22 protein-coding genes are annotated in these 23,209 nt (G+C 61.0%); 2 read left to right on the top strand and 20 right to left on the bottom strand.

Annotated elements, in window-relative coordinates; genetic code table 11:
- Nucleotides 1-63: 63 nt before the first annotated feature.
- Nucleotides 64-411: a hypothetical protein gene (locus tag OHL20_RS02910; RefSeq protein ID WP_263381714.1), complete on the bottom strand. Its 348-nt coding sequence runs from the start codon at nt 409-411 to the stop codon at nt 64-66.
- A gap of 215 nt (nt 412-626) precedes the next feature.
- Between OHL20_RS02910 and fucP the strand changes: the two genes are divergently transcribed.
- Nucleotides 627-1,928: an L-fucose:H+ symporter permease gene (gene fucP / locus OHL20_RS02905; RefSeq protein ID WP_263381713.1), complete on the top strand. Its 1,302-nt coding sequence runs from the start codon at nt 627-629 to the stop codon at nt 1,926-1,928.
- Here fucP and OHL20_RS02900 read toward each other — a convergent pair.
- From OHL20_RS02900 to OHL20_RS02890, 3 genes are all read right to left on the bottom strand, one after another.
- On the bottom strand, nt 1,925-3,274 hold the full coding sequence (locus tag OHL20_RS02900; protein WP_263381712.1) for a GntP family permease: 1,350 nt from the start codon (nt 3,272-3,274) through the stop codon (nt 1,925-1,927). The genes fucP and OHL20_RS02900 overlap by 4 nt on opposite strands.
- Nucleotides 3,275-3,312: 38 nt before the next feature.
- Complete coding sequence (locus OHL20_RS02895) at nt 3,313-5,043, bottom strand: chloride channel protein (protein WP_263381711.1); 1,731 nt, start codon at nt 5,041-5,043, stop codon at nt 3,313-3,315.
- A gap of 280 nt (nt 5,044-5,323) precedes the next feature.
- Nucleotides 5,324-6,493 carry a tetratricopeptide repeat protein gene (locus OHL20_RS02890; RefSeq protein ID WP_263381710.1) on the bottom strand — a complete coding sequence of 390 codons (1,170 nt, stop codon included), beginning with the start codon at nt 6,491-6,493 and terminating at the stop codon, nt 5,324-5,326.
- A 389-nt stretch (nt 6,494-6,882) separates the two neighbouring features.
- Between OHL20_RS02890 and OHL20_RS02885 the strand changes: the two genes are divergently transcribed.
- Nucleotides 6,883-9,327: a heavy metal translocating P-type ATPase gene (locus OHL20_RS02885; protein WP_263381709.1), complete on the top strand. Its 2,445-nt coding sequence runs from the start codon at nt 6,883-6,885 to the stop codon at nt 9,325-9,327.
- A gap of 45 nt (nt 9,328-9,372) precedes the next feature.
- On the opposite strand, the gene OHL20_RS02880 is transcribed toward OHL20_RS02885, so the two are convergent.
- From OHL20_RS02880 to argB, 16 genes are all read right to left on the bottom strand, one after another.
- Nucleotides 9,373-9,924, bottom strand: coding sequence for a cysteine hydrolase family protein (locus OHL20_RS02880; RefSeq protein ID WP_263381708.1), 552 nt, complete (start codon nt 9,922-9,924; stop codon nt 9,373-9,375).
- A 20-nt stretch (nt 9,925-9,944) separates the two neighbouring features.
- On the bottom strand, nt 9,945-10,253 hold the full coding sequence (locus OHL20_RS02875; RefSeq protein ID WP_263381707.1) for a hypothetical protein: 309 nt from the start codon (nt 10,251-10,253) through the stop codon (nt 9,945-9,947).
- A gap of 66 nt (nt 10,254-10,319) precedes the next feature.
- Nucleotides 10,320-11,600, bottom strand: coding sequence for an MFS transporter (locus tag OHL20_RS02870; protein WP_263381706.1), 1,281 nt, complete (start codon nt 11,598-11,600; stop codon nt 10,320-10,322).
- Nucleotides 11,597-12,028, bottom strand: a complete 432-nt coding sequence (locus tag OHL20_RS02865) for a MarR family winged helix-turn-helix transcriptional regulator (protein WP_263381705.1) — start codon at nt 12,026-12,028, stop codon at nt 11,597-11,599. The genes OHL20_RS02870 and OHL20_RS02865 overlap by 4 nt, the downstream gene beginning before the upstream one ends.
- Nucleotides 12,029-12,128: 100 nt before the next feature.
- Complete coding sequence (locus tag OHL20_RS02860; protein ID WP_263381704.1) at nt 12,129-13,934, bottom strand: ParA family protein; 1,806 nt, start codon at nt 13,932-13,934, stop codon at nt 12,129-12,131.
- A gap of 168 nt (nt 13,935-14,102) precedes the next feature.
- A complete protein-coding gene (locus tag OHL20_RS02855) occupies nt 14,103-14,708 on the bottom strand; it encodes a DUF4231 domain-containing protein (protein ID WP_263381703.1) in 606 nt (201 codons plus the stop codon).
- Between the two features lie 212 nt (nt 14,709-14,920).
- A complete protein-coding gene (locus OHL20_RS02850; RefSeq protein WP_263384938.1) occupies nt 14,921-15,511 on the bottom strand; it encodes a GNAT family N-acetyltransferase in 591 nt (196 codons plus the stop codon).
- A 75-nt stretch (nt 15,512-15,586) separates the two neighbouring features.
- Entirely contained in the window at nt 15,587-16,990 is a 1,404-nt protein-coding gene (argH, locus tag OHL20_RS02845) for an argininosuccinate lyase (RefSeq protein WP_263381702.1), read from the bottom strand.
- 42 nt (nt 16,991-17,032) lie between these two features.
- Entirely contained in the window at nt 17,033-17,434 is a 402-nt protein-coding gene (locus tag OHL20_RS02840; RefSeq protein ID WP_263381701.1) for a hypothetical protein, read from the bottom strand.
- Nucleotides 17,428-17,616: a hypothetical protein gene (locus OHL20_RS02835; protein ID WP_263381700.1), complete on the bottom strand. Its 189-nt coding sequence runs from the start codon at nt 17,614-17,616 to the stop codon at nt 17,428-17,430. Before OHL20_RS02835 ends, OHL20_RS02840 begins: the two co-directional genes overlap by 7 nt.
- A 26-nt stretch (nt 17,617-17,642) precedes the next feature.
- Nucleotides 17,643-17,933 (bottom strand): H-type lectin domain-containing protein, encoded by a 291-nt coding sequence (locus tag OHL20_RS02830; RefSeq protein ID WP_263381699.1) that lies wholly within the window; start codon nt 17,931-17,933, stop codon nt 17,643-17,645.
- Entirely contained in the window at nt 17,930-18,244 is a 315-nt protein-coding gene (locus OHL20_RS02825) for an H-type lectin domain-containing protein (RefSeq protein WP_263381698.1), read from the bottom strand. Before OHL20_RS02825 ends, OHL20_RS02830 begins: the two co-directional genes overlap by 4 nt.
- Nucleotides 18,245-18,307: 63 nt before the next feature.
- Entirely contained in the window at nt 18,308-19,648 is a 1,341-nt protein-coding gene (gene argG / locus OHL20_RS02820; protein ID WP_263381697.1) for an argininosuccinate synthase, read from the bottom strand.
- A 453-nt stretch (nt 19,649-20,101) separates the two neighbouring features.
- Nucleotides 20,102-21,169, bottom strand: a complete 1,068-nt coding sequence (gene argF / locus OHL20_RS02815) for an ornithine carbamoyltransferase (protein ID WP_263381696.1) — start codon at nt 21,167-21,169, stop codon at nt 20,102-20,104.
- On the bottom strand, nt 21,162-22,421 hold the full coding sequence (locus tag OHL20_RS02810; protein ID WP_263381695.1) for an aspartate aminotransferase family protein: 1,260 nt from the start codon (nt 22,419-22,421) through the stop codon (nt 21,162-21,164). The genes argF and OHL20_RS02810 overlap by 8 nt, the downstream gene beginning before the upstream one ends.
- Nucleotides 22,418-23,200 (bottom strand): acetylglutamate kinase, encoded by a 783-nt coding sequence (gene argB, locus OHL20_RS02805; protein WP_263381694.1) that lies wholly within the window; start codon nt 23,198-23,200, stop codon nt 22,418-22,420. The genes OHL20_RS02810 and argB overlap by 4 nt, the downstream gene beginning before the upstream one ends.
- Nucleotides 23,201-23,209 lie beyond the last annotated feature (9 nt).

Genomic DNA, 23,209 nt, shown 5'->3' with positions numbered 1-23,209 from the left:
AAGTCTAAATGGTGCAGCAAGGCTAAGCCTGCTGAACGGCGCAACAATTTATGAAGGAAGGATTCAGGGAGCGGCTTGCGCACCGACACCGAAGCACTGCGCGGCGGTCACCTGACGCGCTAGTTCAGTTGCAGGCACAAGGCTGGAGGAATCGCTGGCCTGTAGCACCGGATTGCTAATGTCGAAGGGCGTAAGCCGATAGTTTTTCTGGGTGGTGCTGACTCGCCGTGCCTGGGTGAGACCATCTCCTGCTTTGGGTTCAAGCTCGAATCGGAGAACAACGAAGGGATGGGAACTGGCTTCGTCGAACTGGAAGGTGACGGCATCCTGGGCTCGGACATTGGCCGCAAGGATCAGGCAGGCAAAAAGGAACACCGGAAGGGATAAGGCGACCGATCTTCGTGTCGACATGCTGATCCCGCTCCTGGTGATGAATGAAGCTCCCGACGTTCAACCGCACGGAAGAGTGCGAGGACATACGCCGTAGCTATATAACCTAAGTATATCGCATGCCCTCGGCTCATGAGCCCGCGATTGACGGCGTTTGATTGACGGTCAGGGGAGGTAGATGACACCATGATCGCTGACCGCGGCATAATGAGCGCGATGAGTGGGAGACCTAGCTGATGGCAGGAACGATTACGAACACCGGGGCAAGAACGGCCAATAACCCAGGGACGACCAACACGGCCGCGCTCTCGATGGTGACGACGCTCTTCTTCGTGTGGGGCTTCCTAACGTCGCTGAACGACATCCTGATTCCGCACCTGAAGTCGATCTTTGACCTCAGCCTCGCGCAGGCAAGTCTTGTGCAGTCAGCGTTCTTTGCCTCCTATTTCATCTTCTCGCTGCCTGCCGGCAAGCTGGTGGAAAGGATTGGCTATAAGCGGACCATGGTTGTGGGGCTGTTGGTGATGGCGGTTGGCGCGGTGCTGTTTATACCGGCTGCGGCTGCTCCTTCTTACCCTCTATTTCTTGGAGCGCTGATCGTGCTGGCCGCAGGAATCACGACGCTGCAGGTCTCGGCAAATCCTTACGTGTCCGTGCTCGGGCCGGAGCGGACGGCTTCGAGCCGGTTGAACCTGGCGCAAGGCTTCAATTCGCTGGGCACAACGCTGGCGCCTTACTTCGGCAGCATCCTGATCCTGAGTGCGGCTCCGAAGACGATTGAGGAGATGCGGGCGATGTCAGCATCGACTTTGCAGGCCTACAAGATTCACGAGGCGTCGTCGGTCAAACTGCCGTATCTTTACATCGCGTTGGCGCTGGTTCTGCTCGGATTGGCGATTGCGATCGTCAAGCTGCCGAAGATCGAGCAGACGCAGGACTTTCGGCCGGGCGCTGGACATACGGGCGATAGCATCTGGAAGTACAAACATACGGTGCTGGGAGCAGTCGGGATCTTCGTCTATGTGGGCGCGGAGGTGGCGATTGGGAGCTTCCTGGTGAACTACTTCACGCAGCCGGATACAGGCGGGTTGACCGTGCAGGTCGCGGCGAAGCTGGTGTCGCTCTACTGGCTCGGCGCCATGATCGGTCGGTTTATCGGCTCAGCTACGCTGCAGAAGTTCCGCCCGGGTCGAGTGTTGGGCATGGTGTCAATCCTCGCGGCGCTGCTTGTGATTGCCTCAATGTTGACCTTTGGCCATGTTGCCGTCTGGACGATCCTTCTGGTCGGGCTGTGCAATTCGATCATGTTCCCGACGATCTTTACCCTGGGCATCGCGGAGCTTGGGCCGCTCACGGGTAAGGGTTCGGGCTTGCTGGTAGCCGCGATTGTTGGTGGGGCGATCATTCCCTACGGCGAGGGCAAGTTAGCGGACGCGATCGGTATCCATCACGCGTTCGTCGTGCCGGTACTTTGCTACATCTTTATCGCGTACTACGGTTATGTGGGGTCGAAACCGACACGGACGGCTGAAGCTTAGGCGGGAAGAATCGCGGAGAGTAGAAGGGCAAGGACGAGTCCCGCTATGGAGAGGATGGTCTCCATGACGGACCAAGTGGCGAAGGTTTCTTTAAGCGAGAGCTTAAGGAAGCCTTTGATCATCCAGAAGCCGCCGTCGTTGACGTGAGAGAAGATGAGCGAGCCGGCTCCGCTGGCGATGGCGAGTAGCTCCGGATGAGGAACGACGGTTGTGCCAATTGCGGCGGTGGTGATGCTTGCGGAGGTGATCATCGAGATGGTCGCTGAACCTGTCGCGAGACGAATACCAGCCGCGATGAGCCAAGCGAGCAAGATCAGGGGCAGGTGCGCCCGCAGCGCCGCAGAGACGATGGTCTGGGCGATACCTGAATCCTGCAGGATGCGGCAGTAGCCTCCTGCTGCGCCGAGGATGACGATGAACCCGGCCATTGGGGCGAGGGATTGCTGGGAGAGTTCTTCCATCCGTGCGAGGGTGATGCCGCGAGTGCGGTGGAGGGCATAGAAGCTCCAGAGGACGGCGATCAGGAGCGCGACCCAGGGGACCCCGATGGCGTGAAGTCCTGTGTTGACTGGGCTTCCAAGACGGGTGAGCTTGTCGGCAAGGCTGCCAATGAGGATCAGGATTACGGGAAACAGGGTGATAGATGAGGCGAGGAGAATGCCGGGACGACGTCCTTCGCCCTCGATCTCTTCGACCAGCAGATCGGTACTGAGACGCTGCATCACGGGTGTTCTCCCGATGAGGAGAGTGTAGATCGGACCGGCGAGGACTGCGGCCGGAAGGGCGATGAGCAGACCGTAGAGAATGCCTCTCCCGATATCTGCGTGGTAGATCGTCATGGCCAGGAGCGCTGCTGGATGGGGCGGAATGAGTCCGTGGACGATGGACAATCCTGCCAGCATAGGAAGCGCTACGGCGATCGGTGCGCGACGGCTGCGATGAGCCACCGTAAGAGCAATCGGGATCAGGAGGACCAATCCTACCTCGAAGAAGACAGGCATGCCGACGACGAAACCGAGGAGAAGCATTGCCCACGAGAGGTTCTTCTCGCCGAAGCGTTGGAGGAGCGTGGCTGCTATGGTTTCGGCTCCGCCGGATGCGGCGAGCATCTGGCCGAGGATTGCGCCTAGTCCGAGGACAACGGCGACTTGGCTGAGGGTCGCTCCGACGCCGGTGCTAAAGGAGGCTGCGGCTTGAGTTACGGGAACTCTGCCAGCTACGGTGAGGAAGATGGAGGCGCAGAGGATCGCGAGGAACGGGTGGATCTTGACGCGAAGGACGAGGACCGTCAGGAGAATGACGGAGAGTAGAGCGGCTACGAGTTGGAGTCCTTGAGCGGTCGTCATCAGAGACTCCATCGTACTTGGGGATGACAGACAGCGGTTCAGTGCGAGGGTTCGTGTTGCTGGTAACGCTTCAGTACGTCTTCGAGAGAGACAGCGCCTTCGAGGGAGCCTCGCATGGCTCGGTTGGTGATTGGGAGAAGCGGCCAGCGCTGGAAGTGAGGCAAGGCGCTTGAGAGGGGTAGGTCGGGGAAGAGGACTGGCGTTCGTTCGGGACCCAGTTTGGCTTCGAGGCTCGCTTCGTCTTCGGTCATGAGGGCTTCGAGTTCGTGACGAGTTGCCGCGTACCAAAGCTGATCGGTGCAGTGGATCAGGATGGCGATTTCGTCGGTGCTTTCGCTGTACTGGGCGAGCGAGCGGATGGTCTCGGCGATGGTCTCTGAGCCCTGGAGGACTGGAACGGTGATCGGGTGGAGAGCATCTTCGAGGTGGAGGTTTGCCTCTTCGCGCTGCTCTTCCATGGACGGCAGGTCGAGTCCGTCCTGATGGGTGAAGATCTCGAGGATCGGCGCTGGCTGGAGCGAGCGTGAGATGAGGTAGGCGATCGTGTTGGCGATGATGACGGGAAGCACGATAGAGTAGTTGCCGCTGACCTCAAGGACCATGAAGACGGAGGTGAGCGGAGCGCGCATGAAGGCGGCGAAGAGAACGCCCATGCCGACGAGAGCGTAGGAGCCGACTGAGCCGGTGAGATGGGGGAAGAAGAGCTTCTCAAAGGTGCCGACTGACGCGCCGAGCATGGCTCCGATGAAGAGCGTGGGGGCAAACATTCCGCCGGGCGTTCCGCTCGAGAAGGAGATGGTTGTGGCGATGATCTTGAAGGCAGCGAGGAGCAGCAGCATCTTCCAGGCAAACTGCGCGTGCATGGCCTGATCCATAACATCGTATCCAGCTCCCATGATCTGCGGAAGTCCCAGATAGGCGATGCAGCCGACGAGGAAGCCTGCGATGGCGGGCTGCGCGAGCTGCCAGGCTGCGGATTGGCGGCGAGCGAGTGGTCTGAGCCAGCCGAGAGCCTTGGTGAAGACGAGTGAGGCGATTCCGCCGACGACGCCGAGGACTGCATATGCAAGGAGTTCGCGGGAGTCGACGAGGGTTACGGCGGGAATGCGGAACATCGGCGCTGCTCCCCAGAAGGCGCGGGCGACGACGACTCCGGAGATGGCGGAGAGGACGATGGAACCGAGGACAGCAGCGCTCCAGTTGCCGATGACCTCCTCGATGACGAAGAGGATGGCAGAGATCGGGGCGTTGAAGGCTGCGGCGAGGCCTGCTGCTGCGCCGATCGGGGCGAAGACGCGGAGGCGAGCGCGCGAGAGGCCGAAGCGGCGGCTGACGAGCGAGGCGACTCCTGCGCCGATCTGGAGCGATGGATCTTCTGGACCGGATGAATAGCCAGCGCCGAGAGCGAGGGCGCAGAGCAGGAACTTGCCGACTACAGTTCGGCTAGAGATGTAGCCGTTTCGGATGTAGAGCGCGGCTTTGGTCTGGTTGATACCGCTTCCGCGAGCTTCCGGGAAGACATAGCGGACGAGCAGGGCGATGACGATGCCGGCGAGCGTCGGGACGATGATGAGGCGGAGTTGATGAGGCTGCGGTGAGGAGCCGCGAAGCAGGACTGTGAGCCAGTCGATGGCCATGCGGAAGGCGACGACGAGCAGACCGGAGATGACGCCGATGAAGATGGACAGCACGAGGAAGATGCGGTCTTCGCGACCTGCTGGCGATTGTGTTGGCGATGGATCGAGGATGGGTTCAGGTGTTGTTGGCATCGTGCATTTCTGGTGGCGCAGTTCTCAGGGTACAAGGGCAGAGATTGATGCCTGGACGGCTAGCTGTCGGCCATTCAGAATCTGGCGAAGATGACCCTCATTTGAAGGTACCCCACCCCCCGTACCTGAAGTACGAAAGTCTTCTAAACAGGCGGGTTAGGTCTGGACTTCGTCGGGCTGAGGTACGGTACTCTGATCGCCTCGTCTTCCTCACGGGGGGTCTATGAGGCTCGGATTTGTCAAACCGGACACTTTTATTCTGCCGGTTGCGGATGATGGGCTAGTCGTTGCTGGTCACAGGATGGGCGGATTTTGCGAGAAGCAGCAAAAGTGCGTCGGTGCCTGTGGGAGCGGCGCAGTGCTGGTCTGTAGTGAGCTCGGTGTCATCGATGAGCTGGATGGCGGCGATCTGGGTGTTTGGATCTGACACGAAGGCTTTGCGGTTGAGGGTGGGTTCGGCGGTGGTCCAGCGGGTGACGAGTGGTTGCAGCTCGGTCGATGGTTCGGCGGCGAGACAGTCGGTAAGGCGCTTTTTCGCGATAGGGAGCTCGGCGAGAATCCGACGGACGCGCTCTGCCGGTGCGAGGGATTCAGGTGTGGCGAGTTGGATGAGGAGTTGAGATTGGGCGAGGAGGGTCGCGGCCTGGGCGTTCTCGGGGGCTTCGTGGACGAGACGTTCGAAAAACCTTCTGGCGGTGGTGTAGTCGCCTGCGGCGAAGGTGAGCTGTGCGGCGGCGGTTAGTGCTTCGAGGTTCTTCGGCTGCTTCACGAGAGCTTTCTTGTAGTAAGTGAGCGCTTCCTGGGGGGCGTTTGCCTGGTCGAGAAGCTTGCCGAGGGTGAGGTCGAGCTGGGAATCGTCGGGGGCGTTGCCTCCGGCTACGAGGAGTTCGGCGCGGGCGGCGGCGGGGTCGTGCTGGGCGATGAGGTAGCGGGCAAGTTCGAGCCGACCGGCGCGGCGTCGCTCGATGGCGTCGCCCTCCCATGTGCCGTAGATGGAGGCGCGGTAGTAGTTGATGGCGGCCTGGGGATCGCCGGAGAGCTTGCCGGAGCGTCGAATGGCGGCGAGGCGGGCGAGCTGGAGGTTGATGAAGCCGTCGCCGGGGCGGCTCTCCCAGAGGCCGACGAAGTAGGTGTAGGACTCCTCGATGCGGCCGGCGCGGGCGAGGGACTGGGCGAGCATGAGTTCGTAGCTGCGCTGGTCGGGGTCGTAGGTGAGCGCGGTGCGGTAGGCGGTAATCGCCTGTACGGGCTGATTGGCCTGAAAGGCGGCTAGGCCTCGTCCGGCCCAGCGGATGGCGAGTTCGGCGCGGTGCGCTTCGAAGGAGTGAAAGAGGAGCAGGGTGACGGCGAAGAGGGCTATGGTGATGGCGGTGAGGGTGAGAAAGGCGAGGGCGTCGTGGAGGATGAGCTTGCGCGTGGTGGTGAATTGCTCTGCGGTCTCGGTCGCCATGGTTTCGTCTCTGTCCTAGTTTACTTGGGTGGAAGTAGATGTGGTTTCTCAAGGCGGCGGAAAGGAGGGCAACGGCAACCGCAGGTCCTTCGGCTTCGCTCAGGATGACAGTTTTTTGGGGTGGGCGAAGGAAGGCTTACACGGATCGGCGCGGAGGGACGGATAAGAACGGATACGGCAGGTTTCTCTGGGGAGGGCAGAGAGGCAAGGGCAACCGCAGGTCCTTCGAATTCGCTCAGTTATCTGGGGAATGGGTGAAGAAAGGTTTACTTGGATCGACGCGATGGCTTGCGTCGTACATTCCCATGTCCCGGGGGCGGGACATGGGGCACCCGGTTCGTTGTGGTTGCTGTGAGAAGAGCCGAGTGTGGCGGAGGTCCATCATATAAGTGAGTGGTTTACCGAGGGCGGTGGCGATGGCAGGTTTGGATGAGCGGGTGGAGATCGATCCGGTTTGCGGGATGAAGGTGAAGGCGAAGACGGCGGCGGGGTCGATGGAGCATGCCGGGAAGACGTATCACTTCTGTGGGAAGGGGTGCCTAGCGAAGTTTGCGGCGGAGCCTGCACGGTTTGATGGTTCTGCGGCGAAGGTGGAGGAGCCGATTGTGGCGGGGGCGCGGTATACGTGCCCAATGCATCCTGAGGTGATGGTGGATCGGCAGATGCCTTGCCCGAAGTGTGGGATGGCGCTGGATCGGGTGGGACCAGCGGAGGTGCGGGTTGAGTTCGTCTGCCCTATGCACCCTGAGATTGTGCGGCAGGAGGCGGGGGACTGCCCGATCTGCGGGATGGCGCTGGAGCGGCGGACGGCTGTGGCTGGCGATGAGCCGAACGCGGAGCTGGAGGCGATGACGCAGCGGTTCTGGATTGGGCTGGCGTTGACGCTGCCTCTACTGATGGTGATGGTGGTGGGGCTGGTGCCGAGCTACTCACTGGCGAGTTTGATGGAGAGTACGTGGGTGCCGTGGGCGGAGCTGGCACTGGCTACGCCGGTGGTGTTGTGGGCGGGATGGCCGTTCTTTGTGCGGGGATGGGCTTCGATCGTGAATCGCAGCCTGAATATGTTTACGCTGATCGCGATTGGGTCGGGCGCGGCGTACGTGTATAGCGTGGTGGGGGTGGTGGCTCCGGGGGTGTTTCCGGCTTCGTTCCGTGGAAGTGACGGGACGCTGGGGCTCTATTTTGAGGCGGCGTCGGTGATTATCGTGCTGGTGCTGCTGGGGCAGGTGCTGGAGCTACGGGCTCGGGAGCGGACGGGTGGGGCGATCAAGGCGCTGCTGGGGCTGGCTCCTAAGACGGCTCGGCGGATCGGCAAGGATGGGGTGGAGGCGGATGTTGCGCTGGAGCAGGTGCAGGTGGGGGATCGGCTGCGGGTGAGGCCGGGCGAGAAGGTTCCGGTGGATGGCGTGGTGCTGGAGGGCGGTAGCTCGGTCGATGAGTCGATGGTGTCGGGCGAGGCAGTGCCGGTCCAAAAGGCGGTGGGTGGGAAGGTTGTTGGCGGGACCATCAACGGGACTGGTGGGCTCGTGATCGAGGCGGAGCGGGTGGGGGCGGAGACGCTGCTGGCGCGGATTGTGGCGATGGTGGGGGATGCGCAGCGGACGCGGGCACCGATCCAGCGGCTGGCGGATGTGGTGGCTTCGTGGTTTGTGCCGGCGGTGCTGCTGGCGGCGGTGATTACGTTTGTGGTGTGGATGATGTATGGACCGGCACCGCACTTCGCGCATGCGCTGGTAAATGCGGTGGCGGTGCTGATTATTGCCTGCCCATGTGCGCTGGGGCTGGCTACGCCGATGGCGATTATGGTCGGGGTGGGCAAGGGTGCGGGGCAGGGAATCCTGATCCGGAATGCAGAGGCGCTGGAGCGGTTCGAGAAGGTGGATACGCTGGTGATCGACAAGACGGGGACGCTGACGGAGGGCAAGCCGCGAGTGACCTCGATTGTGGCGGCGGAGGGGTTTACGGAAGAGCAGGTGCTTGGGGTGGCGGCTGGACTTGAGCGGGCGAGTGAGCATCCGCTGGCTGGTGCGGTGCTGGCTGCGGCTGCGTCGCGTGGGGTAGAAGCGCGTGCGGTGGTGGGGTTCGCTTCGGTGACGGGGCAGGGTGTGCGCGGCGAGGTTGATGGGCAGAAGGTCGGGGTGGGGAATGAGGCTCTGCTGGAGGGGATGGGGGCTGCGGTTCCGGCTGAGCTTGGCGCGCAGGTTGAGGGGATGCGGGGTGGTGGGGAGACGGTTTTGTTCGTGGCTGTGGCGGGGCGGTTTGCGGGGATGCTGGGGGTGGCTGATCCTGTGAAAGCTTCGACGGCAGAGGCCATCCGGGAACTGCAGGGGGCTGGGCTGAAACTGCTGATGTTGACGGGGGACAATAAGACCACGGCGGCTGCGGTTGCGGGCAAGTTAGGGATCGATTTTGAGGCGGGGGTTTCGCCTGAGGGTAAGGCTGCGGTGGTGGCGCGGCTGCAGGGTGAGGGGCGCGTGGTGGCGATGGCGGGGGATGGTGTGAACGATGCTCCGGCGCTGGCGAAGGCGGATGTGGGGATTGCCATGGGGACAGGGACGGATGTGGCGATGGAGACGGGCGGGATCACGCTGGTGCATGGCGATCTTCGCGGGATCCTGAAGGCGCGAAGACTGAGCCATGCAACGATGCGGAATATCCGGCAGAACCTGGTGCTGGCGTTTGTGTATAACGCGCTTGGGGTGCCGCTGGCGGCAGGGGTTCTCTATCCGTGGACGGGGATGTTGCTTAGCCCGATGATTGCAGCGGCGGCTATGAGTTTGAGTTCGGTGTCGGTGATCGGGAATGCGCTGCGGCTGCGGGCTGTGAAGTTGTAAGGGCTACCGCGGATGGCGCGGAGATTCGCGGATAAGGCGGATTGTTTAGAGCATTAGATTAAGGATGTTTTCGGTGGTGTCGGTTTCGCCCAGGCGGGGTAGGACTTTTTCGATGCAATATTGGTGGGCTTCGGGGCTGCGGTCGGCCATGGCGTCGGTGACGAGGACCACGTTGTAGCCATGGTCGAAAGCGCTGCGGGCGGTGGCTTCGACTCCGTTGCTAGTGGCCACGCCGGTGAGGAAGATCTGGGTGACGCCTTGCTCCTGCAGGTAGTGGTGCAGGGTGGTGCCGATGAAGGCTCCGGGACGCTGCTTGCTGATGAGGTAGTCGGAGGGTTGCTGGTTGAGTTCGGGGACGAGGTCGGTCCAGTCGGGTGGGAAGGCGAAGTTGCGAGGACCGGCGTCGGTGCGGCCGGGAGCAGCGGCGGTTACGTTGACGAGGACTACGGGTAAGCCACGCTTGCGGAAGGCGCTGGCCAGTTCGGCTGATCGGGCTACGACCTCGCTTGTGGTGGGCGTGGTGGGGATGGCGACGATTCCTTTTTGGAGGTCGATGATGATGAGGGCGGCGATGGGGTCGAGTTGGGTGACGGGCATGTGATCCTTCTGCGTGCGGGTTAGCGGGAGTGCTTTTTAGCGAAGTTGATGCTGAGCATGATGCTGATGGCGATGACACCCGCGAAGAAGATGAGGCGCGCTGTGACGCCGTCTGTGAGGACGTGGCCGGATTGAAAGAGGAGGTAGCCGATGACCATATTGAGGAGCGCCCAGAGAACATTGATGATGGGCGATGAGAGTCCTTTGCCGGGTGGCTTCGCGAAGGGTGTCGGGAAGGGGTCGCCGCAGACACCCGTAATGTAGTGCGGGATGGCGTTGGCGAGGAACATTCCGGCGAAGAAGCAGGCGACGTAGTTGGACCAGTGCATGGGATTCCTCTCGAGGGTGCGGTTGGGTGAGGGAGAAGCGGATGCTGCGGGAGGACAGACGATGACCTATGTTGGGATTGGAAGCAGGCCATTTTGCTGGTAGATGGGGCGCATGACGGCTCGGATCTTTGGCAGTTCGAAGGTGTACCAGAGGGAACCGGCGATGCAGCAGGCTCCGGTGAGCATGACGGTGTGGGGAGCGCCGATGCGGTCGGCCAGTGCTCCGGCAAAGAGGCTGCCGAAGGGGGCTGCTCCGAAGAAGGCCATGGTGTAGTAGCTCATCACGCGGGCTCGTTTATCTTCTGTCACGAGTGACTGGATGATGGTGTTGCTGGCGGATGCGCCCTGGAGCATACCGAAGCCGACAAATGCCATGAGGATGATGGACAGCCAGAGGGTGTGGGAGAGGCCGAAGAGCATCAGTGCTGCTCCGAGGATGGCGACGGCTATCTGCACCATACGGGTAAGGCCGACTACCGATTTACGGAGGGTGAGTGACAACCCCGAGATGAGTGCGCCGACTCCTGACGCTCCCATAAGCCAGCCGAGGGTGGATGCGCCGCCATGCAGGACCTGTGCGGCGAAGACGGGTAGCAGCACGGACCAGGAGTAGCCCATGAGGCTGACGAGCGCGAAGAGGATCAGGATGGTGCGGATGGGCCGGAAGGTGCGGACGTAGTCCCAGCCCTCGCGCATCTGCTGAATCATGTTGGCCTTGGTGCGGTGTGCGTCGAGCGGCTTGATGCGCATGAGGAGCAGGGAGGCGATGACGGCGAAGTAGCTCAGACCGTCGATGAGAAAACAGCCGCCTTCGCCAAAGCCCGCGATGACGAGACCGGCTATCGCGGGGCCGACGAGTCGCGCTCCATTCTGGATGGAGGAGTTGATGGCGATGGCGTTGCTGAGGTCGTTGCGATCGTCGACCATCTGGACGAGGAAGGATTGACGGCCGGGCATGTCGAAGGCGTTGATGATGCCCTGCAGGGCGGTGAGGGCGATGATCTCCCATAGTGTGATGATGTGAGCCAGGGTGAGCGCGGCGAGTGCGAGAGACTGCACGGCGGCGAGGGCCTGGGTGCAGACGAGCAGCTTGCGGCGGTCGAGGCGTTCCACCCATACGCCGGCGAACGGACCGAGCGCGAAGGAGACGAATTGGCCGGAGAAGCTGACGATGCCGAGCAGCCATGCGGAGTGGGTGAGGTGGTAGACGAGCCACGTTGTGGCGAGGCGCGTCATCCAGTTGCCGATGACGGAGATGCCCTGGCCGAAGAAGAAGAGCTGGAAGTTGCGATGGCGGAGGGCTCGCCAGGCGTGAGCGAAGGAATTTGCGATCGGCTCGTTGCTCATGGCGTTTCTGCCAGGCGCTTGATAATCTCTCCGGCCGCGAAGAGGATCTCGCGGTCCGTGGGATCGAGCTCAGCGATGCCTTTGGCAATCCAGGTTTGTTTCGCTTCGCCTGCGCTCTTTTGGGCAGCGATGCCCTTTGGTGTGAGTTCGATGTTGACCTGGCGGCCGTCGGTGGCATGGGGGGTGCGGCGGATCATGCCGAGTTGTTCCAGCGTGGCGATGATGGGGCGCATGGATTGCGGGCGCATTCCCTGGATGCGGGCGAGATCGGCGGTGGTGGCCGGGCCCTCGCGGGCTAGGCGTCTCAGGACGGCTACCTCGGTCCAGGAGAGTTGCTCGGAGGCTGCTGCGCTACGGGCCCTGCGAACGAGGAGTCCGATGGAGTGGGCGAAGTCAGTGACGGCGAGGTCGAAGGTCTTGCGCGGCATGAGGTCAGTCTATGGGATAGACAGCTTACCTTGCAAGTTTTCCTGCTGACTGTGGGGGGAGTATCTCGCGCCTGGGTCCTCGCCTGCTTCGTAGCTGTCGTTACTCTTTGGCTGATGAGGGGGAACAGGAGATGACGGGAATGACGAACGTCTTGATCGTTGAGGTGCCCTGGGAGACTGGCCGCGAGCACCAGGAGTCCAGCGGACGGACATACGCCGTCTTCCAGCGTCCATTGGTCCAGCTCTGAAGCCTGGTCACGGCATCCGTGGCGTTGCTTTGCGTGACGAAGGGAACCACCGTCATGTAGTCCCCATAATTTTTGTACAAGGTCACACCGCTACAACCCAGCTGCGAGGCGATCTGTGCTTCAAAGATGGCACTGGGAGCTCCGGGACCCTTGGCTTGCAAGTCGGTGTCGTTCGATAAGATGACTCCGAACCTTCCTGCTCCGTCATTCCCTGCGACGGACAAACAATTTGAAGAACGGACTGGTATTGGAGTAGAGGGTAAGTTCTCTGATTTGGTCTTAGATGATGCGAGTGAGGACAGTTGATATTGCAGAACATTGAGTTTTTGCTGCGTGTCTAGAAGATCTGCATCACGTTTTGCGGCTTCCTGTCTCACCTGGATTGCCTGGTTCCGGCGTTCGACAGACTGGATGTAGAACGCGCCGACTACGACGAGTGCTGCTACGATGACCGCACCCGTTGCCACCAGCCAGGACTTCCGAGTTTTTGTCTGGGTCAACTGCATGACTTCACTTCGGTAGCTCTTATCCCGTTCAAGCGCTCTGACTGTGTCTTTCGCTTCTAACTCCTCACGAAGCGAGGTGAGTTGACGTTCTACGAGAAGCCTTCCGGAACGTAACTCGACCAACTCCTTTTCTCGATCCGCGATCTCCTTCTTGTTTGTTTCATCTTTCTTGTTTTCTACATCGATCGCCGAGATGACGACATCGATCAACTGATTCCAACGAGCGACCTGTTCCTTCGACCATCGCGACGTGACGACCTGGACAATATCCGAGAATGCGGAGAGAGTGGCGTAGGAAAACATGGAACCGGGAGCGCCGACATAAGGAATTTTCTGCTCTTTGTAGGAGTGGAGCGCTGAGAGGTCCGCTGGTATAGCGTGCGTGACGGAGTAGTCTATCCCGAATTCTTTAGTCAACTCATTGCGAAATGAGAATTCAAGATTCTCCAGGTAGGACTTCTTATTACGGTCTGCCACGTCGGTGGCTTTGTTGATCACGACGGCTCTCAAGACCGATGGCGACGATATCTGAGCTACCGCCTGGTTGATTCTCTGGACAAGATTGCGATCCTGATAAAAGGAACTGATTGTCGGCTCAGTCACAACGATGAAGCTGTCGGCGAGGGCGCAGACATCGGTGCTTTCGAAGGCGAAGCCGCCGCGCGTGTCGACAATGACGTAGCTGAACTCACCGGAGTTCCGAAGATCTTCGAAGAGCCGTCGAATGCCTGCCCTGAATGAGGATTGATCCAGGTCGGGCACGGCTGCCTCTGCCTGCAGGCCTTTTTCGCCATAGAGGGTGTTTGTACAGATGATGGCGTCGTAGGAGATGCCATGATCGTCCGAAGCGCTGCGATGAATCGTGCGCGGATTTGCATGGATTGTGCCGGATTGCTGAAAGTCCTGCAGCAATCCGACGAAGGTGTTCGAGTTGTCGAAGGTGCTGGCTTGTCGCATGCCCTTCGGACCCAAAAGAAAGAGCGATAAACCCGAGGTCGCAGGATCTCCATCGATCATGAGTACCTTGTGACCGGACCGGATGAGAGCGTAGCCAAGGCACGAAGCGAGCAGCGTTTTGCCGGTGCCACCTTTGCCGCTGCAAACAGCAATGATCTCTGTTTTCTGCTGTGAGGGGATGGTCATCTCCGTCATTGCGTGAACCACTCAACTTTAGGGGGTCTATATGTTCCGAGCTTTCGGATCCCGGGTTCGTTAGGCCGGAGGGTGCCGTCCTGCGTCGCTTCCCTTGGAGTCTGAATCTCTGCATAGGCACTCGCCACCATCTGGGCGCTGGTGGCGAGACCTGAGAAATCTGTATTTTTAGTTTCCATGCGAGGCCGCGCCCTTGCCGCCGTCTTTGGTCTTGGTCAACTCTTTGAATTTGCTTCGCAGATCGCGATCTACGGCAATGACGCGGCGATATAACTCAGCGCCGTTGGCACAAGCACGTGCCTGATCATCGAACGGCTGGACGTAGACCTCCCAGACAAGTTGCGATTCGCGCGCCGCATCGAGGAACAGTTCTCTGGACTCTCGATACGCCTGTGCACGGGCGGAGAAGTTGTAAAAGCTTTCGAGATTAGCGAAGACCGTAAGTGCCAGCGCAGCCATTGCAGCCGTGATCGGCAGGATATTCTTGCTCCACTGAGAGAGGCTATAGTTCGCTGCCAGAAGATTGATGATGGCCACGATGCCTGTCCCGACAATGACGCGCCGCCGCCACAATGCGTGACGGCTGGTTGCCGCGTCGTACCGCTCTACGCAGTCATTTGCCAGTTGATAGAACTCATCAACATATCGGTAGTAACTTGCGTCGAGAGTGTTTCGAAACGCGAGCCGCTCCTCGGCTTTCATCGCCGACCAGGTGTCGACCCCAAGATCCATGAGTTCAGTACCGGGTGGCCGCATTTGCCGGGTGTGTGTCATAAACTGTGCGATTCAGGCTTGGAGCGTCGGTGGCTGGGCATGCCCGTGCCTTTCTTCCTGGACGGTGATTATGGTAAGGGCCATTATGCCACCAGCCAAGCGTGGCGGCTCATGAAAGTGTTGTCTTTGTTTTCCTGCAAAAAGCCGCGCCCTGGAACGACTGCCCAGCGCGACCTTTTGAAGGTAGGGCGAAGCAATCGACTCGACGTCGCTTAGTGATCGAGGGGGATGGTGCCGGTCTGGAGTTTGACCAGTTCGGGTTCGGCGATTTTGCTGGGGCCGAGGACGGCGATGCGCGGCAGGGGGCCGCGGACCATGGCTACTTCGTCGCAGGCGTAGAGGCGGGGGCAGGCCTGGCAGTCCTTGTAGATCTTGTCGGGCAGGACGGTGCGGTCGACGACGCGGAAGCCGAAGTGAAAGAAGAAGTCAGGGATGCGGGTGAAGAGGGAGACGCAAAGGACGCCCTGGTCCTCGGCTTCGGCGAGCAGGAGGTTGAGGAGCTTGCCGCCTGCGCCCTGACCCTTGGCTTCGGGTTTGACGACGATGGAGCGGACCTCCGAGAGATGGGGGCCATAGAGGTGGAGGGCTCCGCAGCCGAGGAAGACGCCAGTTTCGGACTCGGCGACAACGAAGTCGCGGACATTCTCGCAGATCTCGGCGTAGGAGCGGCGGAGGAGGGTGCCGTCACCGGAGAGGGAGTTGACGAGGTCGAAGATGTTGACGGCGTCCTGCAGCTTGGCCTTGCGCACAGTAGCTCCGCCAACCCGTGTGCGGGAGGATGCGGTGGACTCGCTGAGCGGCATGAGGTACGAGGTCGACAACTTCCTTTGATAACTCCTGTATTTATTTTCTCAGATTATTGTTGGTGGAGGTGTGACTTATGCGGTCCCACCCTTCGCGCGGGCGGCGGTCAGGGCTTCGGCTACGCGGGTGCGGGCGGTGCCGCCTATGACGTCGTGGCAGTCGAGGGTGGCCTCGAGGGTGATGGCTTTGAAGAAGTCCTTGGCGAAGGCTTCGGAGAAGGTCTGGAGTTCGTCGAGGGTGAGGTCGTTGAGTTCGCGGTGGGTTTCGAGGGCGTGGCGAACGGCGTTGCCGATGATCTCGTGGGCCTTGCGAAACGGCACGCCCTTGTTCGAGAGGTAGGTTGCGGCGGCCATGGCGTTGAGGTAGCCGGTCTCGGCGGCGGCCTGCATGCAGTCATAGCGGAAGCGGAGGGAGCTAGTGAAATCGGGCAGGACGGAGAGGATACCGGCGATGGTGTCGGCTGCGTCGAAGACGGGCTCCTGGCCCTCCTGGAGATCTTTGTTGTAGGCGAGAGGCAGGCCCTTGATGAGGACGGCGAGGGTGGTCGATGCGCCGATGAGGCGGCCGGACTTGCCGCGGATGAGCTCCGTGAGGTCGGGGTTCTTCTTCTGAGGCATGGCGGATGAGCCGGTGGAGAATCGCTCGGGCAGGTCGAGGAAGCCGAACTCGGCAGTGGAGTACAACGTGAGTTCTTCGGCGAAGCGGGAGATGTGGATGCCGAGGGTGGCGACGGCCTGGGTGAAGTCGAGCGCGAAGTCGCGGTCGCTTGTGGCGTCCATGGAGTTGGGGGTGGGGGCGTCGAAGCCGAGGGCTCTTGAGGCTATGGTGCGGTCGAGGGCGAGGGTGGCTCCGGCTACGGCTCCTGAGCCTAGCGGACAGAGGTTCATGCGCTTGCGTGCGTCGGTGAGGCGGGAGGCATCGCGGTCGATCATGGCTACGTAGGCGAGGAGCCAGTGGGCGACAAGGACAGGCTCGGCGCGCTGGAGGTGGGTGTAGGAGGGCATGACGTTTTCTTCGGAGCGGGCGGCGAGGTCGAGGAGGGCTTCGCGCCAGTTCTTCAGGCCCTGCAGGGTGGTGTCGATGGCCTCGCGGACGAAGAGGCGCATGTTGGTGGCGATCTGCTCGTTGCGGCTGCGGCCGGTGTGGAGCTTGAGGGCCAGGTTGCCGATGATCTTTGTGAGTTGGAGTTCGGTGAAGTGGTGGATGTCCTCGGCTTCGGGGGCTTCGGCTACGACGGCTGGGGTGAGCGTTGTTTGGCTGAGGACCTGGTCGAGGCCTTCGAGCATGGTGGTGAGTTCGGGCTCGGTGAGGATGCCTGCGGCGGCTATGGCGCGGGCGTGAGCCTTGCTCGCGGCTACTTCTTGTGGGAGGAGGCGGTAGTCGAAGGGGAAGGAGCGCTGCCAGGATTCGAAGGTTGGGTCGAGGGGTTCGCGGAAGCGGCCGGACCACATTTTTGAGGCGTTCTGTTCTGTTGACATGATGTTGTAACTGACCTTTCAGTAAAGGAGTAGAAGTCGGTCTTAGTTGCCGGATGGATCGTCGGAGTGTTTGCCACCAAGGGGCTTCCAGTGCCCGTCCGGCCAGTTGGTGCTAAGCAGATTCAGCGGGCGCACTATGAAGTTGAATGACTTGTCATCGACAGTCAAGGTGCCACTGGCGGAGCATCCATACCATGCATAGAAATCGTGCTCCTCGCCCTGTCGAAGCAGGTGATAGGTTGCAAACATTCGGCGAACTCGCTGGCCGCTTAGGCGGGCTGTGTAGGGGCATTCATCTCCTGGACGGACTTTCACTGGCGAATCCCACCGCCAGGGCTGCACGACGATCTTTGCGCTGGCGGGCAGCGGTTGGACATGAACGATGCCTGCGTTGTAGGGAAGCTGACCCAACAACATGCCGAGGACGAATGTCATCTTCACCACGTCCAACCTGCTTGCGGGTGCGCTCGGGTCTGGGTGAAACCTTGGATAAGGCCGGCGAGCAAGGAGGCTGGTTCGGACTCCGTGGGGATGCCCGAGGCGGCTACGGGTCGGCCGTAGGCTCTGCTGGCGGCGGCCTCATGCGGCATCAGGCGATTGTCGAAGGGGAAGGATCGTTCTGACATACGAGAATCCGTTCTGCGCGCGCGAGCTAGGCGTCTGTGGCGATCCAGGAGATCTGGAGGGATTCAACCCAGTTGCGATTTGTAGACAGCACGACGTTGAAGCCGCCGTCCGTGACCTGAGAAGGTTCGAAACGGAAGTTGAAGGGGTCACCTCCGCCATGAAAGCCAGTCAGTCCAAGCATAACGACTGGTGGTGTAGCGAAAGTGCGTGGAAAGGTCACGGGAAGAGATAGGGGTGGATTATCCGAGCGAGAGCGGCGGAGATGGGCGAACTCCGAAGTGTTCAGATCAATTTGTAGTGAGCCGGTAAGTGTCATGGGTTTATGAGTCTGTGGCCAGCCATTGAAATTTGAGCATACGGGTGTTGTCTTCGTGAGTGACTGTCAGAACGACAGATGAAGCCCATAAGGGTGATGTCGTGGGCCTCTACACCGAAGGCCTCGCTTCCCTGAAGGGCATAAAGGCCAATCAAACCCAGCATGACGATCGGTGTGTTGGTGAAGGGCTCCGGGAAGAGGACGGGCACGGCGGTGGATTTGCGGCCAGGCAGTTCCATCCAGCCATAGCGCAGGTCGTCTCTGACGGCACCGTCATAGAGGTGGATCGATTTTGTGCCTGTTTGGGTCATTGGCTTCGGTGGGTGTTTCCCTTGGCTACACTAATTTCGTCGCCAAGGGGAGGCCCCGCCGGATCAGTCCTTATCAGTGGTACTGGTGAGGTGCGGCATCTCGGTGCCCTTGCTCAGGGTGAGCAGGCCGGTCTGGGCGTAGGTGAGGAGTTTGGCGCGGGTGTCGGTGATGTCGAGGTTGCGCATGGTGAGCTGGCCGATGCGGTCGCGGGGGGAGAAGGTGGATTCGCCCTTTTCCATGGTGAGGCGGTCGGGGTGGAAGGTGAGATTGGGGGAGTCGGTGTTGAGGATGGTGTAGTCGTTGCCGCGGCGGAGTTCAATTGTGACCTCGCCGGTTACAGGTTTGGCGACCCAGCGCTGAGCGGCTTCGCGGAGCATGATGGCCTGGGGATCGAACCAGCGGCCCTGGTAGAGGAGTCGGCCTAGTTTTCGCCCGCTGTCGCGGTACTGCTCGATGGTGTCCTCGTTGTGGATGCCGGTGATGAGGCGCTCGTAGGCGATGAAGAAGAGGGCGAGGCCGGGGGCTTCGTAGATGCCGCGAGACTTGGCTTCGATGATGCGGTTCTCGATCTGGTCGGACATGCCGAGACCGTGGCGGCCACCGATCTTGTTGGCTTCGAGGAGCAGGGCTACGGGGTCGGGATAGTCGGTGCCGTTGAGGGCGACGGGAAAGCCTTCTTCGAAGCGGACGGTGATCTCTTCGGGCTTTACTGCTACGTCATCGCGCCAGAAGGACGTGCCCATGATGGGTTCGACGATCTTCATGCTGGAGGTGAGGAGTTCGAGGTCCTTGGCTTCATGGGTTGCGCCGAGGATGTTGGAGTCGGTGGAGTAGGCCTTCTCGGAGGACATCTTGTATCCGAAGCCGGACTTGGCCATGAAGGCGGACATCTCGGCGCGGCCGCCCAGTTCGTCGATGAAGGTGGCGTCGAGCCAAGGCTTGTAGACTTTGAGATCGGGGTTCACGAGGAGGCCGTAGCGGTAGAAGCGCTCGATATCGTTGCCCTTAAAGGTGGAGCCATCGCCCCAGATGTTGACGTCGTCTTCCTTCATGGCCGTGACTAACATCGTGCCGGTAACAGCACGGCCGATGGGGGTGGTGTTGAAGTACGTGATGCCTGCCGTTGTGATGTGGAAGGCCCCGGACTGGAGGGCGGCGATACCTTCGCGGACGAGGGGGAGGCGGCAGTCGATGAGGCGGGCCTTTTCGGCACCGTATTCGAGCGCCTTGCGGGGAATCTCGTCGTAGTCGGCCTCGTCGGGCTGGCCGAGGTTGGCGGTGTAGGCGTAGGGGAGTGCGCCTTTTTGCTTCATCCAGTGGAGCGCGGCGCTGGTGTCGAGGCCGCCGGAGAAGGCTATGCCTACTTTTTGGCCTACGGGTACGGTTTCCAAGATTACGGACATGGAGTGATGACCTCAGTTGACGCAACGAATACGTCGAGTTGAAAGGGTAGAAATCTCTTCAGCGTTATGCCACTTTGCGAGTTGTGTTTGGGTCGAAAGCTATGCAGTGTGCCATCCAGCAATCCGTCATCTTGGTCGCGACGTAGGTCTTGCAAGTTTCACATTTAAGGTTTGGCCCATCACATCCGTCTAGTCCACAGCATCCCGCAAGACGTTTGGTCTCGCTTGTTAGACACATGCTGATTGCATCATCTGGATGTGCAATATACACACCAACGTGCCCATGTAAGTAGTTTCCATCCTCACGTGTCATTGACCCCTGCGTAAGCATCTGTTCGCCCATCGTGTGGTTGCGGACGGAAGGGTTCACCCATTCAAGTTCGAGTGTGAGTTTAGTTGCGCAATTCTGACATTCAATGTGCATGAGTTATGCATTTACGAAGAACAATGAGCTTAGCGGTTGTGGCGGTTGCGGTTGTTGGGGATGCGCTTGGCTCCGCCGAGGAGCATGAGGAGCAAGGCTTTCTGGGCGTGCATGCGGTTTTCGGCCTGGTCGAAGACTACGGATTGCGGGCCGTCGAGGACGGCGTTGGTGACCTCGGCGTTGCGGTGGGCGGGGAGGCAGTGCATGAAGACGGCGTCCGCTTTGGCGTGGGACATCAGGGCTTCGTTGACCTGGTAAGGGGCGAAGATGGGGGCGCGCTTGGTGGCCTCGTGCTCGAAGCCCATGCTGGTGCAGACGTCGGTGTAGACGGCGTCTACTCCCGTGACGGCCTTAATAGGGTCGCTGGTGAGGGTGATGGTGCCGCCGGTCTGCTCGCTGATCTCGATGGCTTTGTGAATGATGTCGAGCTTGGGAGCGAAGCCTTTGGGAGTAGCGACGGTGCAGTGTGCGCCGAGTTGCGCGGCGGTGAGCATGAGGGAGTGGCAGACGTTATTGCCGTCGCCGACGTAGGCGAACTGGAGACCTTCTACAGAGCCGAAGCGCTCTTCGAGGGTGAAGAAATCGGCGATGGCCTGGCAGGGGTGTTCGAGATCCGAGAGGGCGTTGATGACGGGGACACGCGAGCAGGCGGCCATCTCGGTGATGGTGTCGTGGGAGTAGGTGCGGAGGACGATGATGTTCATCCAGCGCTCGATGTTGTGGGCCATGTCGCCGAGGGACTCGCGCTCGCCGAGGGGCGATTGGGTCTGGTCGACGAAGATGGCGTTGCCGCCGAGGGTGTTGATGGCGGCCTCGAAGGTGAGGCGCGTGCGGAGCGATGCCTTCTCGAAGAACATGACCATCTGGCGTGCGTCGAGGGCGTGGCGAAAGTCTTCGGGGTTGGTCTTGACGGCGTGGGCGAGCTCCATGACGGCGGCCATCTCGTCTACGGTGAAGTCGGCGATGGAGCAGAGATCGCGACCGGCGAGGCGCTTGGATGCCTCGGTGAAGGCAGTATCGGACTGGATGCCGAGGCTGGCTTTGGCTGGTGGTACGGGGTTTTCGCCCGGAGCGATGCTGATTGTTTTGCTACCCATTGAGGTGTTCTCCTTCAAGCTCGGCGTCGGTATCTGCGGATGATGCGTGGTTGGTGAAGAGTTCGTTGAGAGCGGTGATGGCGGTGTCGACGTGCTTGCGCTCAAGGATGTAGGGCGGAAGAAAACGCAGGACGGTCTCGCTGGTGCGATTGATGATGATGTGGCGATCGAGCATCTCAGCGGCGATCTCAGTTGCGAGAGCCTCTGAATCCAGTTCGATGCCGATCATGAGGCCCATGCCGCGGACATCCACGATGGCGGCGTGACGGGTGGCAAGTTCTTCGAGCTGGCTGCGGAAGTAGGTGCCGACGTCTTCGACGTGGGCGAGGAGATCGGTGGATTCGATGGTGTCGATGACTGCGGTGGCTACGGCGCAGGCGAGTGGCCCGCCGCCGAAGGTCGTGCCGTGCATGCCGGGGGTGATGGACTGCGCTGCGGCTTCGGTGCAGAGCAGTGCGCCCATGGGGATGCCGTTGGCGATGGGCTTGGCGATGGTGGTGACGTCGGGAAGGACGCCGTAGTGCTGGTAGGCGAACCACTTGCCGGTGCGACCGAAGCCGCACTGGATCTCGTCGGCCATGAGGAGTGCGCCGGTCTGATCGCAGAGCTCGCGGGCGGTCTGGAAGAACTCCTGCGAGACGGGATGGATGCCGCCCTCACCCTGGACGGGCTCGATGCAGATGGCGCAGATCTGGTTGGAGAACTTGGCGCGAAGGTCGGCTACGTTGTCGAACTCGACGAACTCGACGCAGGGCATGACCGGGGCGAAGGGCTCGCGGTACTTCTCCTTGTGCGTGGTCGCGACGGAGCCGATGGTACGGCCGTGGAAGGAGTGCGTGAGGGCGAGGAACTTCGAACCGATGTTCTTGCCCTGCTGCTCGCGGAGCATCAGCGCATGGGCGCGGGCGAGCTTGAGCGCGGCCTCCCATGCCTCGGTGCCGGAGTTGCAGAAGAAGACGCGATCGAGGCCGCTGAGGCGCGTGAGGCGCTCGGCGAGCGGGGCTGTTCCTTCGTGGTAGAAGAGGTTCGAGGTATGGAGGAGCTTGTTACTCTGCGCGACGATGGCGGCGGTGACAGCTGGGTGGCTGTAGCCGAGCGCGGTGACACCGATGCCGCTGAGCAGGTCGAGGTAGTCGGTGCCATTCTCGTCCTGCAGGTGAACGCCATGGCCGCTGACGAAGAGGATTGGGGTGCGAGCGTAGGTCTGAAGGAGGAGCTTGCTTTCCTTCGCCTGAATGTCTTCTAACTTCATGCGACCATGACCTCCGTGCCATCGTTGACGCGGGTAGAAAGTATATCGGGAAGCGAGGCGGCTGCCTCGGCGGGGAGGATGCGGACGCGCTTGACGCCGCCGATGAGGGCGTCACGGCAGGCATGGAGCTTGGGCAACATGCCGCCGGTGATGACGGCCTGTGCTTCGAGCGCGGGAATCTGCTTGAGGGTGAGCCAGCGCATCACGGCACCGTCGGCACCCTTGACGCCGGGAACGTCGGTAAGGAAGATGAGTGCGTCGGCGTTGGTGCAGATCGCGCAGGCGGCAGCCATCTCGTCGGCATTGATGTTGTAGTACTCGCCATCGAAGCCGAGGGCGATGGAGGAGATGACGGGGACGGCGCCCATCTTCCAGATGGCATCGAGCCAGCGGGGATCGGTTGCGGCGATCTCGCCGACGAAGCCGAGGTCAGGTTCGGTCTTTTTCTTGCGAGCGCGGAAGACATGGCCGTCACCGCCGGTCAGCCCCATGGCTGCCTGGCCGTGGGTGCCGAGGGAAGCGACGAGCGACTTGTTGACGCGCCCAGCGAGGACCATCAGGGCGGCGTCGCGGGTTTCAGCATCGGTGACGCGGAGGCCGGAGATGAACTGGCTGACTTTGCCCATCTGGGCGAGTGTGCGGGTGAGTTGCACGCCGCCACCGTGGACGACAGCTACCTGGTTGCCATCCTTGACGAGCTCGGCGATGGCCTTGCCACAGGTGTGGAGCAGGGCCTTGTCTTCGAGCGTGGCACCGCCTAACTTGACGACGAATTTCAAAGCGAGCCC

Origin of the sequence: Granulicella arctica (genome assembly GCF_025685605.1) — a bacterium.
GTDB classification, from domain to species: Bacteria; Acidobacteriota; Terriglobia; order Terriglobales; family Acidobacteriaceae; genus Edaphobacter; species Edaphobacter arcticus.
This window is presented reverse-complemented; position numbering and strand designations above follow the sequence as displayed.